This window comes from Natronomonas amylolytica (assembly GCF_037031205.1).
Classification (GTDB): Archaea; Halobacteriota; Halobacteria; order Halobacteriales; family Haloarculaceae; genus Natronomonas; species Natronomonas amylolytica.
The window spans coordinates 215,339-227,659 of record NZ_JAYEZM010000001.1 but is presented as its reverse complement, the minus strand read 5'-3'; the positions used below and the strand labels follow the sequence as shown (position 1 = coordinate 227,659).

Sequence of the window (12,321 nt, the reverse complement as noted above, 5' to 3'; positions counted from 1 at the left end):
TGACAACGTGAACACGGTGATGAAGTTCGTGTATTTGACCGCTACTGTATCCGACGAGTTGGTAGATTCATTATAGCTCTCAACGAAGGATGAGAGTCAGATCAAAGTAATCGACGAATAGAGCGGCCGTATTATACATCTCAACTATCCAGTGGAGATCGAAACCTCACGTGATAGAGAGATGATCGATATCGAAATACCGCATTAAAGGCCGAGTAGATCAATCAGACGCAGTCCTTCGAACCGGACTTGCCGAGAGGACAATCGTCTGGGTATTTTATATATACACAGGCGAAATAGGTCTACTGAAGCAGGCTGAAACCCCGATTTCGGCGGTACTTGGGCGGGATGTTCCCGGAGGCGTTCCCGCGGACCCCTCGGGCCTCTCACGGCAAGGACCAGGGTTCGAATCCCTGACGGAGCATGTTTATTCGGCCCACGTCTTGCAATTTTCGGCTGTTTTCTGACCGCGTAGATACGAACACGTTACGACAAAAAAGCAGGGTTCAATTCCCACTCCACCGCCCTCTGGTGGTTTTGTAACGTGTTAGGGCAAATACTACAATGGGACTCGAAAACCTGCCGCTGACAACGCGAGACGCCGCAGACGTACTGCACGACAAACAACTCCAGACGTGGGAAGTAACACGTAGAGGCTTCGCTAACTGGCTGATTGAGCGCGGAAAGAATCCGAAATCACTCGAAGGATACTCCGAATACACAGCGAAGGACACCCTCTATCGAACTAACTCCCCCGGCGAGACAGGGAACGCAATGCGACTCTCGCGAATCGCTCCTGAACGCATGCTTAGTGAGGCTGATCTGGAAACGGGTGCATGATTCCTATGAATTCTGATAAAAACGAGTCACCTCATTCAGGGCCGTATTGCGAGCCGAATGTGAGCGCGACGACCGCTTTGGGCCCTCTCGGTCCGGTTCAGCGTGTAACTCGAACTGTTCGGGCCCAGTCTCCCGAGAGCGGGGGCAAGAATAACGGTTGCTCAACCCAAATATTCCACGAATAATGAATCCCTTCAATGCGATCCGCGAGTTCGAGGTCGATGGAACGACCTACAAGATGGCTGACCTCACGGTCCTCGAAGAGCAGGGTCTCTGTGACCTCGACAAGTTACCGGTCAGTATCCGTGTCCTCCTCGAGTCCGTGCTTCGAAATGCCGACGGGGCGGATATCACTGAGGAAGACGTCCGTGACCTCGCTGGCTGGCAACCGGACGTTCCCGACGCTGACATCCCGTTCCAACCGTCTCGGGTCATCCTTCAGGACCTCACCGGCGTCCCCGCCGTCGTCGACCTGGCTGCACTTCGGTCGGCCGTCGAGCGGAAGGGCCAGAACCCGAGTCTCGTCGAACCCGAGGTTCCTATTGACCTCGTCATCGACCACAGCGTCCAAGTAGACTATTTCGGCAGCGAGGACGCCTACGAGAAGAACGTCGAATTGGAATACGAACGGAACAGCGAACGATATAAGGCGCTGAAGTGGGCGCAAAACGCCTTTGATGACTTCAGCGTCGTCCCGCCCGGGACCGGTATCGTCCATCAGGTGAACCTGGAGTACCTCGGGCAGGTCGTCCATGAGCGCGAGCAGGACGGCGACAACTGGCTGTTCCCGGATACGCTCGTCGGGACTGACAGCCATACGCCGATGATCGGCGGCATCGGCGTCGTCGGCTGGGGTGTCGGCGGTATCGAAGCCGAGGCCGCGATGCTCGGCCAGCCCATCACGATGAACCTCCCGGAGGTCGTCGGCGTCAAACTCACCGGCGAACTGCCCGAAGGGGCGACGGCGACCGACCTCGTGCTCCACGTCACCGAACTGCTTCGGGATGTCGGCGTCGTTGACCGATTCGTAGAGTTCTACGGGCCCGCCGTGGAGACGCTGACAGTCCCCGACCGGGCGACCATCGCCAACATGGCACCCGAGCAGGGTTCGACCATCAGCATGTTCCCCGTTGACGAGGCCACCTTGGACTACCTCGAACTGACGGGTCGCGATGAGGAACACATCGAACTCGTCCGGGAGTACCTGGATGCCCAGGGACTATTCGGTGAGCAGAATCCCGAGTACACCGAGACGGTCGAACTGGATCTTTCGACCGTGACGCCGAGTCTCGCCGGGCCGAAGAAGCCACAGTCACGTGTCGAGATGGGCAACATGCGAACCCACTTCCGGGAACTGCTCCACGGTGAGTTCGAGGACGAACTCGACGACACCGACGAGGAGGCGCTGGCCCGGTGGCTCGGTGAGAGCGACCAGTCGATGGGTCGGACCGACGGCGGCGAGGCGGTCGTGGACGCTGACCGAGGTGTCTCCGACCTCGGACCTCTCACTAAGCGCGTCACCGTGAATCTCGACGGCAACGAGGTCGAGATCGGCCATGGGAGCGTCGTCGTCAGCGCGATTACCAGCTGTACGAACACGTCGAATCCATCCGTGATGCTGGCGGCCGGGTTGCTGGCGAAGAATGCTGTCGAGCGTGGCCTCGACGTCCCGGACTACGTCAAGACGAGTCTCGCACCAGGCAGCCGCGTCGTGACCCAGTACCTCGAGGCATCGGGACTGCTACCGTATCTCGAGGACCTCGGCTACAACGTCGTGGGCTACGGCTGTACGACCTGCATCGGGAACGCGGGGCCGCTCCCGGAGTCTATCGAGGCGGCCATCGACGAACACGACCTCTGGACGACGAGCGTCCTCTCCGGGAACCGGAACTTCGAGGCGCGCATCCATCCGAAAGTACGGGCGAACTACCTCGCCAGCCCGCCGCTGGTGGTGGCCTACGGGCTCGCCGGTCGGATGGATATCGACCTGGAGAACGACCCACTCGGGCACGACGACGACGGCAATCCCGTCTATCTCGCGGACCTCTGGCCAGACAGCGGAGAGATTCACGAGGCGGTACACGACTTCGTTGACCCGTCGATGTTCGAGGAGAAGTACGCCTCCGTGTTCGAAGGCGACGAGCGGTGGGACGCGCTGGACGCACCGACCGGCGAGGTGTACGAGTGGGACGAGAATTCGACGTACATCCGGGAGCCGCCGTTCTTCAAGGACTTCCCGCTGGAGAAACCCGGCGTCTCCGACGTCGAGGACGCGCGTGGGCTGCTGACCCTAGGTGATACGGTCACGACCGACCACATCAGTCCCGCGGGACCGTTCGGTTCGGACCTACCAGCCGGGCAGTGGCTGATGGACCACGGCGTCGAGCCCCATGCGTTCAACACGTACGGTGCCCGCCGGGGCAACCACGAGGTGATGATGCGTGGGACGTTCGCCAACGTCCGAATCGAGAATCAGATGCTCGATGACGTCGAAGGCGGCTACACGATCCATCATCCGACGGGTGAGCAGACGACCGTTTTTGAGGCCAGCCAACGCTACCGCGAGGACGGGACTCCCCTCGTTGTGATGGCGGGCGAGGAGTTCGGGACGGGATCGAGTCGTGACTGGGCGGCAAAAGGGACGGACCTCCTCGGGGTTCGCGCGACCATCGCGGAGAGCTACGAGCGCATTTATCGGGACAATCTCGTCGGGATGGGCGTACTGCCGTTACAGTTCCAGGACGGTGACTCGTGGGAGTCGCTCGGATTGGACGGCTCAGAGGTCTACAGTATATACGGGTTGGACGACGGGCTGGAGCCGATGGCCGAACTGACGGTTACCGCAGAGGGGTCGGACGGTTCGTCGGTCGAGTTCCCGGTGACGGCTCAGGTCGGGACACCTGCGGGAGTGCGATATATCGAACATGGCGGAATCCTTCACTACGTCCTCCGACGGCGCCTGACCGAATCGTAACCTAGCGTGACACGGTCGTATCGAACGCGTTCTGTCCGAACGCGTTCTCTCTGATGACGATTTTTTACGGTCGACCAGTCAATGCCGTCTCGACGTAGAGCATCACAGAACACCATCAGGTAGAGCCGTAGAACCTTGCAGCAGTTCACGCGGCGCCCGCTACTCGAATTCGAGTTGCTTCCATTCCATCCCGGTCGGCTCCTCAGGCGGCTCGAGAGGGCTCGAGCGCAGGTCCGCTTTCACCGTCGGTTTGTTGTACGCTCGCGGCGCGACTTCGTTCGGGGCGTCGGGGTAGAACAGTGACGCGAGCAGTTGGATATGCCCGCGTCCGACACAGAGTTCGCACTGGCCACCGCCGTACATACTGATGTCCCGTTCCGCACAGTACTCGATCGTCTCGAGAAGCGACCGGACGGTTCCGAACCGCGACGGGACGATAGAACACCAGTTCGGCTCGAACGGCGCATCACGGATGTCGGCTGTGCTGCGGACCGACGCACCCAACGAGAGACGATCCGAATTCGCCGCGAGCAGGTCGTGTACGTCGTCGGAGACGACAGGGTCTGTCACGATAGCATCGGGGAACGTCTCGAAGACCCGGCGATAGAGCTCGGGATTCGGTGCTCGACTGTCGCCGTCTCCGCCGAACTGGCCGTTCAAATCGAGTACGCGGACTGCGTCCATCTCCGCGAGTCTCGCGAAGGTGTCCGCGGTCCATTCATCCGTCGGCTCAAGCGCGAACTCGCAGGAGGGGTTGACTGCGAGTATCCCTTCGACTCGAGTCGTATCCCCATCCGGGACCGGAGTACTGACAACGAATCGCACCGGTGAGCGCTCCCGACCGAAGCGGGACGCCAGTGTCGTGTCGTTTTGTTTGAGGGCCAGGTCGAGTGCGGCACTCTCGACTGCCCAGCGTCGATACGACCGTGAGATTTCGCGCTCGGGTGGCTTCGTCGGAAAGAGGTCGACGGCTTCGAGCGACTGTGAGAACTCGTCGAACGTATATTCGCCTGCAAAATCGAACGGCAATGTCTCTGGCAACGCTTCGTGGTCGACAGCCTCGTGCGTGACGTCTTCGCCAGCGCCGAATTCATCTTCCGCCAGCAGGACGAACGTTGAGGTGACACGAGTCGTCTCGCCCACCATCTTTCGGCGGCGGCTGGTCCGATCTGAACCCGATATCGTCAACGGAAGGTCCGCGATGCGCTCGTACAGCGTCATACCGCAGTCCAGTGGGGACACACGAGGGTCGGACCAACTCCCGTGCCAGTGGTACGGTCGAATACACTCGCGGACGGACGCGACGAGCGGCCGTGGTGGGTCTGACAGTTCATATTAGAGTATGGTGTAGTAATCACAAATCTATTACGTTCTATCCTCGTCAACTCTAACAGCTACAAGGCGAACACCGCCACCGGCAGACGGGAGGAATCTGCCGCCGACAGCGTGAGACGACGCTGGTCAGGGAGAAAGCAGCGGTTTCGGCCGGGGCCGTTTCGCGATGGTGGTACTGCAGACGGGACATTCGTAGACGCGCCGGTTCGGTTCCTCGTGGACGGTCCAGTCGCCGTCGATATCGCTTTCGTGGTCACAGTCCGGACAGAAGAGCATCGTCTTCTGACGCGGTGTGGCGTCGGTCGGTGAGGGTCGTTTCGCGGGCACGGTCGTTGTCATATAGATGTAGTTGCTGAAGCGGGATAACACTGTCTAAGGGAGGTGAAACGGGTGATATCGTCTCTCGTGGGTACCGGCGCCACGCGGCGCACTGCCGGTCATTCCCCGGGCTCGTAGTCGTCGAGAACGGCCAGCAGTTCCGCGCTCAGTTCGTCGGCACCGCTTCGGACCTCCTTCGTTTCGGGGTCGTAGGAGAGCAGGCCGTAGGCGTCCAGTTTCGGGAGGTGAATCTGATGGAGCGCGATACGGACGCGGCGGCGGTGGTCCGCCTCGGAAGCCTGTGTGGTCGTGACGTGGGCGACTCGGTCCGCAAGCGCGTCGAGTTCCATCGCCTCCCTGTCGCTGTGATTCAGCAACCGCAGTGTGGCTCGTCGGTGCTCGTCGGCGACTGCCGAGAGGACTGCGTCTACTGGAGCCGACCGTTCGGCTCTGGTTTCTGGTGGCGTCATTCGAGCGCTCCGACTATCGCCGACGTTCGACTCGACTGACTGTTCATACATAGTGGAGTCCCCCATGACTTGTGACGATTCGCCATGGTGTACAATGCGAAGGCGCTCTATTCGGACGATTCGGCCGATTCGGCGGTGACGAGGGTGTTCGACACGAGGGAGACGATGCCGCGTCGGAGTCGCTCGGTCACGGCTTGGTCGGAGATGCCCAGTTCGGCGGCGAGTTCCTTGGTCGTACAGCCCCTCGGAATGTCGTAATACCCCATCCGTACGGCGAGTGTCATCGCCTCGCGCTGGGGGTCGGTCAGGCCGTACCATGGGTGGGCATCCGGCTCCGTGGGGTTGTACACGTAATTGATGGTCAGAGAGATGCCCGACTCCTCGCAGTAGGTCGAGAACTCGGTGAGAACGTCGTAATCGGGAAATCGGAGTTCGAACTCCCATGTCTCGGGCGTGCCGACGGCGCTCAACAGTTGCCCCTGGGATTCCTGAATTCCTTGGATGAGGTGGTCGTCGGTGGGTTCCCAATCGAGGGTGAAAAGCGTCCGGTCCTCGAACACGTCGACCTCCGCGGCGTTGTTGACGCCGGGGTGGCTTTGGACGTTTTCGACGAACGAATCCCGCGTCGAGTTGTGGACCCAGAAGAGCGGGACGGTCGCCTCACCGATGGGGACGAGACGTTCGAGTTCGATCGTCGTGTCCCCGTCGATAGTGAGGATGCGCCCGAGTTCGAAGTCGGTAGATGGTACGCGGAATTCTGCGATGACACTCATTACTGTCCGTGATACATCGATTGACCGTCCCCACACTAAACGGGATAGCATGGTATACCATGCAAGTTATCAGGGCCGTGCCTCGGCCGGGCGCTCGTTGTCACAGCGGGCGGCCGGTTCGGGGGCCGCCTTGGTGTACCACCCCTGTTGATTATGCCCGTTCGTCCCGACTCGTCCGTATGGCAACGGTAATGGAGTTCAGCAGTCCGGTCGAGGAGTTCCCACTCGGGACCGTCTTCGAGAACCTGCCGGAGGTGACTGTCGAACTGGAGCGACTCATCCCCCACGAGACGTTCATCATCCCCTACTTCTGGGTCCGTGGCGCGGAAGCCGACGACATCGAAGCCGCGTTCGAGCCCCACGCGGGCTTGGTCAGTATCACACTCGTCGACGGCGTCGACGACGAGTATCTCATGCGCGCCGAATGGAAAAGCGAGTATTTCGGCCTCTTGAGCGCGCTGGCGAATACCAACGTGGTCGTGCTTTCGGGGGTCGGCACGAAAGACGGCTGGCGATTCGAGGTTCGAGGCGAGAGCCGTGAGGCCATCGGTGAGTTTCGGACGGTGTGTCAGGAACACGATATTCGAATCGAGATAACCGCCGTCCACGAACTGCTACCGGTGCAGGATGACGACTACGAACTGACGGAGGGGCAACGAGAGGCGCTCGTGTTGGCCTACGAGCGCGGATATTTCGACTCTCCGAGGGCGACGTCGCTTGCGGAACTGGCCGAGGAACTCGGCGTCACACAGCAGTCGCTTTCCGAACGCCTCAAGCGCGGCCATCGGCGCCTCATCGCCGGGGCACTCCTTCCGAGATAGTATTTATACCTCCTGTATTATCTGTGCACCTACTGAACCGCGTGACGGCGCTAGAGTCAGACAACTAATGGTCGCTACAAAGGCTGGTGTCGAATTGAAATCGTTCGAACAAACCCGTGAAGCTGACGCCTGTCAGGCCCAGTACGACCCCGAATCGATGCCCGCCAGCATGGCGGTCATCGCGACGCTTTCGGAGTTGACCGGGCGGTGTCCGACAGACCTCCGGCCGCTTCACGAGGTCGTCGATACCGACGCCCTCAACGAGGTCTTCTGCAACGACGGGAGTTCTGACGGCGATATCGCCGTCACGTTCTCCCTGGCGGGTCACACGGTCACGGTGAACGCCCTTGGCCGAATCGCCATCACGAAATCGAACGGGACGGCTCCGGCAGCACCCGACGGGGAGGACCCACACGAATGACCGCCGACGGAACCGGACCGACGACCGACGCCGAACTGAATGCCGAACTGGAGACGATTCTCCACCGGGCCAACGAGAACGGCATCGACGTCCGGGGCGGCTGGGAGTGTCGAAACGGCCCCGAGAGTCCGGACTGGGACGTCCTCATCACCGAGGTCGAAAAGCCCGATGCCTCGGACTAACCGACGTCCTTCCGTACCTCGGATTCGAAACAGCATCGACGGGCAACGCCTGATTTCGGAACGAATCTGAGGCCGACACGGCGGTACGGTTCCGCCGATGTGTGACCGACCGCGCGAGCGAAATCGACGGCTATCGTCGGCGGCCGCGTCGTGACCCCCGACGGCGTCTACGACGAGGGAAGCGTCGTCATGTGCGGGCCCAGCGCGTGAAACCGACCGCCGACCCGCAGACCTACGCCGATACGACTGTCGACGCGACTGGGTCGCCCCTGAGACTCGTGGACCTTCGGTAGCGATGACCTCTCTCAGCTTCCGTCGAGCACCAGCAAAAAAGTCGATGTCGGGGTGGTTCCGACGTTAGAAGTTGCTCTTGAGCCGAACCTCATCGTCGGTTACCGTGTCGATGCGACTCTCCTCGAGGGCATAGTCGTCATCATCGGCGTCGCCCCAGCCGAGTTTCGAGCGGATGGTGTCGGTGAGTCCCGGGTCCGCGTTCACGTACGCGGTGCCGGACCTGACCTCGGTAATCATACCGATCTTCTGACCGCTCGAATCGACTACTGCTTTGCCTTCGTCGTCGTCGGTGACGTGCTTTCGTTCCATTGCGTATGGGGATATATCTCCGCTCGGTATTGTTATGGAGATGATATCTAACAGGGGCGTCCGGTAGCCCTGCGTTACAGCCGGATGACCGGCTGTATGCAGGCGCTATCTGGCGATTTTAGCTATTGGCCGGCTGTTTCGGTCCCATTACCGGTCGGAATGTCGGTGCCGTTGTCAGTGGGGACGTCGGTGCCGTTATCGGTTGGAACGTCCGTTCCGTTATCGGTTGGGACATCGGTCCCGTTATCGACCGGTCCCTCGGTGCCGTTGTCGGCCGGGGTGTCAGTTCCGTTGTCGACGGGTTCCTCGTCAGCCTCGACGATGAAGCCGGATGTCAGTTCGAGGACCTCGGGCCGCGACCGGGCCTCGTCGATGACGTTCGGGAAGGCGGACTCGCCGACGAGCGTCCGCAGGAACGCCGCATGCCGCGCTTCGGTGCTGTGAATGCCGAGCGCGGGCGGGAGCAGGTCCTCGCTTTCGATGTACGGCGCCGCGCCCGCGTAGGCGGACACGCCGATGTCCTCCAGTTGTGCCGCCGTCCCGAGGAACGCCATCGGATACTGCACCGCGAGCCCGAAGTCGAACTCAGGTTCCTCGATGGGCGTCCCGCCGAGGCTCTCGATGGCCGACACGAGCGTCTCGACGTGTTGTTCCTCGTGTTCCTGTATCGTCGCGAGCTCGTCCATGACGACCTCCTGCAGGTGGCTGTCCTCGGTGAGCGCCCTGCAATTACAGAACTCTTCCTCGCTGATGTTCTCGAGACCCTGCTGGTAGAATCGCGCTTCGAGGTACTCCAGTGTCAGGGCGTAGTTGAGGATGTCGACGTCGTCCTCGAACTCGCTTTCGGGCATCTCGTCGCCCTCGTCGCCGTTCTCGTCGTCCGTGCCGTCGTCCTCCTGAGCGAGGACGGACCCGGCCAGCGTGCTGCCGACTGCGAGCCCGCCGAGGGCGCCGGCCGATCCGGCAACGAACTGTCGCCGTGTGTTGCTGTACGAACTGTTCTCCGGTCGGTCGCCGCTTTCGTCGTTGGGAGTTACCACACGGTCACGATGGCGAGAATCCGGATTGTTATACGGTAGCTGGTTTCCGGTTCGGTCGGCTTAGCGAAACGGACCTATCGGATTCCGTTGCTGTCTGCGAGTTTCGGGGACGACTGTCGTCCTGCGGTAAGATGCCATGGGTCTCTGGTAACGATATCGTAGATGGCTGATCGAGACCGGATTTCCCGTGGTTCGTCCTCGGCTACCCGGTCGCCGTCGGACTCGCTTTCGGCCGAGGCGCCGTGTCAGACCGCCCCGTCGGCCAGTCGCTCGGCCAGCGAATCGAGGTGGTCGATACCGACAACGGCGACGACGTCGCCCTCGCGGTGCTCCGAGAGGCGGGCGGCCATCTCCTCCTCTCGGGCCGCGTCGGCCAGCCGGGAGGCCCGAGAGCGGCTGGCTGTCCGGAACGCCGCCATGAACGAGCGGGACCGCTGAATCTGCTCGTGTTCGTCGGTCGCCTGGTCCTCGGGGGCGGCCTCGCGGTCGATATCGTGCGGTACCGGCGCGTCGACCTCCAGTCGGATGGACGTCCGCGCGGCGACTGCGGCCGCGAGCCGACACAGGACTGCGTGTTTCGTCGTCGAGGCGGCGCTGGAGACGACGTTTCGGACCGTCGCGGGGGACGGCCGCTCTCGGAGGAGTTTGCGACCGAGGCTCCGGAAGAAGCCGCCGGTCGGCCGGTCGATGCCGACGGCGGTCTCGGGAGCGGCGGCCTGAATCGCGGCGCTCATCTCGCCGCCGAAGACGGGCGGCGTTCGGTCGGTCTCGGCGTACTGCTCGAAAAGCGGCACCGACATCGGCGGCAACTCCAGCGCGAGGACCTCGGGGTCGATTCCCTCGACGACCTGCTGGACGCGATAGACGCTCGCCGGGTGGTCGTGGACGACGCCCACGAGCGTCAGCGTTCCCGACTCCCGGGGGACCTCGCGCACGTACTCGCCAGTCACTCTGGGGTCCGAATCGAGGTCAATCTCCACTGGAGACGCCATGATTAGGGATGAATTACCCTCGTTAGGAGACGATTACATAAACGCTTGTCTCCATCGCGCCGCTACTCGAACTCGCCCGACGTGAGGGTGACCCCATCTGTACGGACGACATACCGCGAGTTCGGCCCTAAACGACGTCAAAAAGCAGCTGTCGACCGACCGGTCGCGTGTCAGTCCGCCCGTTCGACCGAGAGAACGTAGAGGAGTCCACGTCTGCGGACGAACCCCCGCTCGGTCAAGGATTCGAGGACGGTCGCGATGGTCTCCCGGGGGAGCCGCAGGTCCCGGGCGATCTCGTCGGCGAGCGCGGCCGGGACGCGGTCGAGATACATGCACACGAGCCGCTCGCTCGCGGACTCGAGCGCCAGTATCGGGGGCCGCCGCTTGCCCGCCCGGCCGGCCGGTTCGGTTGCCATGTTCGGTCGTATCCGCGCCGCTCCCCGTCAGTATACACTTCCTAACGGCGGTGTGTGACGGTCGCGTTCCGCCTACAGGACCAGCGAGATGATTGCCAGAGCGACGAAGATGATGATGAACCACTTCGCGACCGTCATGCTGATACCCGCGACGCCACGGGCGCCGACGGCGGCTGCGACGAGTGCGAGGACGATGAACACCAGCGCCCACTGGAGGAAGTCCCCCGAGAACTGCAGCGGCATCAGTTGTAGGGCTTCCGCGACGGCTATCGACCCGGAAGACTGTAGCGGAGCTATTGCGCTCATACGGATATCACGGCGGCTGACGCTTTCGTTATAGACGGATTACGGCCACTCGAAAGCCGGCGCCGAACGTCCACCGAAACCGATGGACCGGTCGATGCCGGTCGACGAACGAAGGTGGCTCCTAATTTCTCGAACGTCAATAAACTATCGTCTCCGTTTTTATTTCCTCCCATCCGCCCCCATACACAATACATGTGGGTTACTCACAGGGGTCGACGACGGCACTCGCGTGTCGCCATAGCGGAGACAGCGCCGAACGGCCGAACCGTTACAGGGGGCCGGTAGCATGTCGGAGCAGAACCGGTCGACAGCCGAGTTCGAGACCCGCCACCGGAAACTGCGCGACATCTTCATCGCTACAACCGGCTCGGAAGGCTTCACCGAAACGCAACACCAGCGACCGAACTCGCGTCGCGTCGCCGACGAGGAATCGGTCGCCGAGGTGGTCACCGCGCTCGCGAAAGACGACGGCCTTCGGGACACCTATGCGGACCTCGTGTATCGAATTGACGGTGTATGAGACGACCCCAGCGCGGTTCGTGACCGCCTCGTATACCGGTGCCTGCATAGCACGACCCGCGTGCCGAAGTACCGGTTTCTTACCGGCCTCCACTTCCGTACGAATGTTGCAAGACTGTCTATAACAAAGGGTGTTTCTACCTTTGCGACGGTATGCGCCTGAGAAACGCTCCCCGTAACGACGCGTTCCGGACGGTGTATGCCCCGTTCCAGCACCGACGACGTGTCGACCGGATTCGGCCGAATCGTGGCGTTGCTGGCATAACGCCGCGCTGTTCGGGACGGCTTCGGGAACGCCTTTCGTGGGCGCC

Annotated in this window: 15 protein-coding genes; 6 read left to right on the top strand and 9 right to left on the bottom strand. The window is 61.7% G+C overall.

Annotated features, from left to right (window positions below; all coding sequences use genetic code 11):
• The first annotated feature begins 564 nt into the window (after positions 1-564).
• Positions 565-840, top strand: a complete 276-nt coding sequence (locus tag U5914_RS01295; protein ID WP_336133592.1) for a hypothetical protein — start codon at positions 565-567, stop codon at positions 838-840.
• Positions 841-1,024: 184 nt separating this feature from the next.
• Entirely contained in the window at positions 1,025-3,814 is a 2,790-nt protein-coding gene (acnA, locus tag U5914_RS01290) for an aconitate hydratase AcnA (protein WP_336133590.1), read from the top strand.
• A 159-nt stretch (positions 3,815-3,973) separates the two neighbouring features.
• On the opposite strand, the gene U5914_RS01285 is transcribed toward acnA, so the two are convergent.
• The 4 genes from U5914_RS01285 to U5914_RS01270 all read right to left on the bottom strand — a co-directional run bounded on the left by U5914_RS01285 (position 3,974) and on the right by U5914_RS01270 (position 6,710).
• Positions 3,974-5,035 (bottom strand): enolase-like domain-containing protein, encoded by a 1,062-nt coding sequence (locus U5914_RS01285; RefSeq protein ID WP_336133588.1) that lies wholly within the window; start codon positions 5,033-5,035, stop codon positions 3,974-3,976.
• Between the two features lie 240 nt (positions 5,036-5,275).
• Positions 5,276-5,488 carry a DUF8106 domain-containing protein gene (locus U5914_RS01280; protein ID WP_336133586.1) on the bottom strand — a complete coding sequence of 71 codons (213 nt, stop codon included), beginning with the start codon at positions 5,486-5,488 and terminating at the stop codon, positions 5,276-5,278.
• Between the two features lie 98 nt (positions 5,489-5,586).
• Positions 5,587-5,937, bottom strand: coding sequence for a DUF7344 domain-containing protein (locus tag U5914_RS01275; protein WP_336133585.1), 351 nt, complete (start codon positions 5,935-5,937; stop codon positions 5,587-5,589).
• A 107-nt stretch (positions 5,938-6,044) separates the two neighbouring features.
• Entirely contained in the window at positions 6,045-6,710 is a 666-nt protein-coding gene (locus U5914_RS01270; RefSeq protein ID WP_336133584.1) for a helix-turn-helix domain-containing protein, read from the bottom strand.
• Between the two features lie 179 nt (positions 6,711-6,889).
• Between U5914_RS01270 and U5914_RS01265 the strand changes: the two genes are divergently transcribed.
• From U5914_RS01265 to U5914_RS01255, 3 genes are all read left to right on the top strand, one after another.
• Positions 6,890-7,531 carry a helix-turn-helix domain-containing protein gene (locus U5914_RS01265; protein ID WP_336133582.1) on the top strand — a complete coding sequence of 214 codons (642 nt, stop codon included), beginning with the start codon at positions 6,890-6,892 and terminating at the stop codon, positions 7,529-7,531.
• Between the two features lie 67 nt (positions 7,532-7,598).
• Positions 7,599-7,952, top strand: a complete 354-nt coding sequence (locus tag U5914_RS01260) for a HalOD1 output domain-containing protein (RefSeq protein WP_336133581.1) — start codon at positions 7,599-7,601, stop codon at positions 7,950-7,952.
• A complete protein-coding gene (locus tag U5914_RS01255; protein WP_336133580.1) occupies positions 7,949-8,134 on the top strand; it encodes a hypothetical protein in 186 nt (61 codons plus the stop codon). Before U5914_RS01260 ends, U5914_RS01255 begins: the two co-directional genes overlap by 4 nt.
• A gap of 357 nt (positions 8,135-8,491) precedes the next feature.
• Here the strand turns inward: U5914_RS01255 and U5914_RS01250 are convergent, their stop codons facing one another.
• From U5914_RS01250 to U5914_RS01230, 5 genes are all read right to left on the bottom strand, one after another.
• The gene (locus U5914_RS01250; protein ID WP_336133579.1) at positions 8,492-8,737 is read right to left on the bottom strand and encodes a PRC-barrel domain containing protein; all 246 of its coding nucleotides are present in this window, start codon (positions 8,735-8,737) and stop codon (positions 8,492-8,494) included.
• Positions 8,738-8,859: 122 nt separating this feature from the next.
• Positions 8,860-9,777 (bottom strand): ferritin-like domain-containing protein, encoded by a 918-nt coding sequence (locus U5914_RS01245; protein ID WP_336133577.1) that lies wholly within the window; start codon positions 9,775-9,777, stop codon positions 8,860-8,862.
• Between the two features lie 245 nt (positions 9,778-10,022).
• Positions 10,023-10,757: a hypothetical protein gene (locus U5914_RS01240; protein ID WP_336133575.1), complete on the bottom strand. Its 735-nt coding sequence runs from the start codon at positions 10,755-10,757 to the stop codon at positions 10,023-10,025.
• Between the two features lie 182 nt (positions 10,758-10,939).
• A complete protein-coding gene (locus U5914_RS01235) occupies positions 10,940-11,185 on the bottom strand; it encodes a helix-turn-helix domain-containing protein (protein WP_336133573.1) in 246 nt (81 codons plus the stop codon).
• A gap of 72 nt (positions 11,186-11,257) precedes the next feature.
• On the bottom strand, positions 11,258-11,428 hold the full coding sequence (locus U5914_RS01230) for a DUF1328 family protein (protein ID WP_336134064.1): 171 nt from the start codon (positions 11,426-11,428) through the stop codon (positions 11,258-11,260).
• A 349-nt stretch (positions 11,429-11,777) separates the two neighbouring features.
• On the opposite strand from U5914_RS01230, the gene U5914_RS01225 reads away from it, so the two are divergent.
• Positions 11,778-12,011 (top strand): hypothetical protein, encoded by a 234-nt coding sequence (locus U5914_RS01225; RefSeq protein WP_336133571.1) that lies wholly within the window; start codon positions 11,778-11,780, stop codon positions 12,009-12,011.
• Positions 12,012-12,321: the final 310 nt, after the last annotated feature.

Excerpts from the sequence above, each read along its gene's own strand:
- U5914_RS01285 (WP_336133588.1), bottom strand. The coding sequence starts at position 5,035 with ATGACGCTGTACGAGCGCATCGCGGACCTTCCGTTGACGATATCGGGT.
- U5914_RS01280 (WP_336133586.1), bottom strand. The coding sequence starts at position 5,488 with ATGACAACGACCGTGCCCGCGAAACGACCCTCACCGACCGACGCCACA.
- U5914_RS01225 (WP_336133571.1), top strand. The coding sequence starts at position 11,778 with ATGTCGGAGCAGAACCGGTCGACAGCCGAGTTCGAGACCCGCCACCGG.
- U5914_RS01230 (WP_336134064.1), bottom strand. The coding sequence starts at position 11,428 with ATGCCGCTGCAGTTCTCGGGGGACTTCCTCCAGTGGGCGCTGGTGTTC.
- U5914_RS01255 (WP_336133580.1), top strand. The coding sequence starts at position 7,949 with ATGACCGCCGACGGAACCGGACCGACGACCGACGCCGAACTGAATGCC.
- U5914_RS01275 (WP_336133585.1), bottom strand. The coding sequence starts at position 5,937 with ATGACGCCACCAGAAACCAGAGCCGAACGGTCGGCTCCAGTAGACGCA.
- U5914_RS01250 (WP_336133579.1), bottom strand. The coding sequence starts at position 8,737 with ATGGAACGAAAGCACGTCACCGACGACGACGAAGGCAAAGCAGTAGTC.
- acnA (WP_336133590.1), top strand. The coding sequence starts at position 1,025 with ATGAATCCCTTCAATGCGATCCGCGAGTTCGAGGTCGATGGAACGACC.
- U5914_RS01265 (WP_336133582.1), top strand. The coding sequence starts at position 6,890 with ATGGCAACGGTAATGGAGTTCAGCAGTCCGGTCGAGGAGTTCCCACTC.
- U5914_RS01270 (WP_336133584.1), bottom strand. The coding sequence starts at position 6,710 with ATGAGTGTCATCGCAGAATTCCGCGTACCATCTACCGACTTCGAACTC.
- U5914_RS01235 (WP_336133573.1), bottom strand. The coding sequence starts at position 11,185 with ATGGCAACCGAACCGGCCGGCCGGGCGGGCAAGCGGCGGCCCCCGATA.
- U5914_RS01295 (WP_336133592.1), top strand. The coding sequence starts at position 565 with ATGGGACTCGAAAACCTGCCGCTGACAACGCGAGACGCCGCAGACGTA.
- U5914_RS01260 (WP_336133581.1), top strand. The coding sequence starts at position 7,599 with ATGGTCGCTACAAAGGCTGGTGTCGAATTGAAATCGTTCGAACAAACC.